The organism is Flavobacteriales bacterium, from assembly GCA_020435415.1.
Lineage (GTDB): Bacteria > Bacteroidota > Bacteroidia > JACJYZ01 > JACJYZ01 > JACJYZ01.
On the sequence record JAGQZQ010000168.1, the window covers coordinates 1 to 2,008 of the forward strand.

At 44.1% G+C, this 2,008-nt stretch carries 2 protein-coding genes; both read left to right on the forward strand.

The window, feature by feature from the left end; all coding sequences use genetic code 11:
• The first annotated feature begins 268 nt into the window (after nucleotides 1–268).
• Complete coding sequence (locus KDD36_15115; protein ID MCB0397978.1) at nucleotides 269–1,168, forward strand: HNH endonuclease; 900 nt, start codon at nucleotides 269–271, stop codon at nucleotides 1,166–1,168.
• Between the two features lie 97 nt (nucleotides 1,169–1,265).
• Nucleotides 1,266–2,008, forward strand: a 743-nt coding sequence (locus tag KDD36_15120; GenBank protein MCB0397979.1) for a nucleotidyl transferase AbiEii/AbiGii toxin family protein, incomplete at its 3' end; no start/stop codon positions are given.

Here is a 2,008-nt window from a genome sequence, read left to right on the forward strand (position 1 = left end):
TTGAGGTACAAGGAAAACCCTGCCATTGTAAGTCTGCCAAAGGAAAATCCCGGAAGCGAACGAAGTGAGCGGGGACCTCATTCATTCGTGGAGCTGAGTTATCACAAAGAACTTGCGGCCATACATACGCCATTCCCCGAAAGGCTTCCCGGACCAATAGCAAAATGTTTCGGATAGCAGACGGCAGGTAAAGCCTGGTTCCTGCTTGTTTGGACGCTGCCCCTAATCGGACACTGATTTTTGCCTATATTTATGTGTTTTCTTACCCTTGAAAAAACTTCCTTTCATACCTGGCCGGATATATAACCGGCGTTCCGACATTCATGCCATCTTTGGCGGCAACTGGCAAAGCGGCATTGCTCCTTCTGCCAGCTATCCCTATATTTTTATTTTTTCCGGAAGTTCTGGTCATCAGCATGGTTATAAGGATGGGTGGGACAATCCGAACATCTACAGTTACACAGGCGAAGGCCAGGAAGGAGATATGAAATTCACAAAAGGGAATCTGGCTTTACGGGATCATCTCCTGAATGGAAAGAGGGTATTCCTTTTTGAAAGTGTGCAGAAAGGCCTTGTCAGGTTCATTGCAGAAGTTGAGTGTTTTGATGCTGATTATTTTGAAACACATGATACCAAGGGTAAACGTCGCATGGGGATCAAATTCTTTTTTAAGAAAATTGGAGCATCCATTCCCGTTAATCCAGATGCTTTCCATTCACTTCCACTCGTTTCCGATCCTTCGGCCTTATACGATATCCAGCTGCCAAATGAGACTGAGCGGAGGGGACTCGTAACTTCACGTGTGGGTCAGGGCGCTTATCGAAAAAGAATCATCCACCGGTGGGAATATCAATGTGCAGTAACGGGATTTGATAAATTGGATATTTTGATTGCGTCCCACATTGTTCCCTGGTCTTCTGCTAATGACAATGAGCGCCTGGATGTTCACAACGGCATCTTATTATCACCTACCTATGATGCGCTGTTTGACAGGCATCTTATCAGTTTTGAGAATTCAGGAAGGATCATTCTATCCGAACGTATTGAATCAAATGCCTACCATAAGATCGGAGTCACAGGATCTGAAAAGATTAAACGGTTAAGCCAATACAATCTGTCCTATCTGGAAAGACATCAGTTACATTTTGACACATTAAACAAAGAGTGAAGCAAGATTGCCAGTTTGGCACGGGTTGCAAATTTCCACGCTTGCATGTCACAATAAATATAGTATCTATATTGGTAAATAGATCCTTTAATGAAGTATGGCAAGACCTCAGTTAGATGAAATAAAAAGGTTGGTAGTCAGGGCGCTGGTTGCTGATGAATTGCTGGTGGGCATATTGGTATTGAAGGGAGGTAATGCCATTGATCTTGCCTATGAATTATCCAACCGGGGATCTCTTGATATCGATTTCTCCATTGCATCGGATTTTACCGCTGAAGAACTGAACCGAATACGGAATCAATCCGATCATCTGCTGAACCAGGAATTTGAAAAAGTGGGTTTAAAGGCCTTTGATGTGAAGTTTGAGGAGAGACCTCATACGGTTAAGGATGAAGTAAAAGATTTTTGGGGTGGATATCTGCTCGAGTTTAAACTATCCACCATGGAGAACTACACCCAGTTTGACTCCCTTGACGATATAAGAAGAAATGCACTGGTTGTGGGCAAGAACAACTCGACCAAGTTTACGGTTGACATCAGCAAATACGAGTATGTTGGCAAGAAACGGCCACGCGATATTGAAGGAGCCACGGTGTATGTTTACTCGCCGGAAATGCTGGCCCTTGAAAAACTCAGGGCCCTGTGCCAGCAACTTCCGGCATACAAGGAAATTGTGCTGAGCATGACCTCCAAACCCAGGGCCCGTGATTTCTACGACATACATAACTTGCTGACATCTTTCGATCTGGATTTCTCAAGCAGCGAAAACAGGCACCTGGCTCATAGTATTTTTGAAGCCAAGAGGGTTCCCTTATCATTTATTGGACATATTGAAAGCCA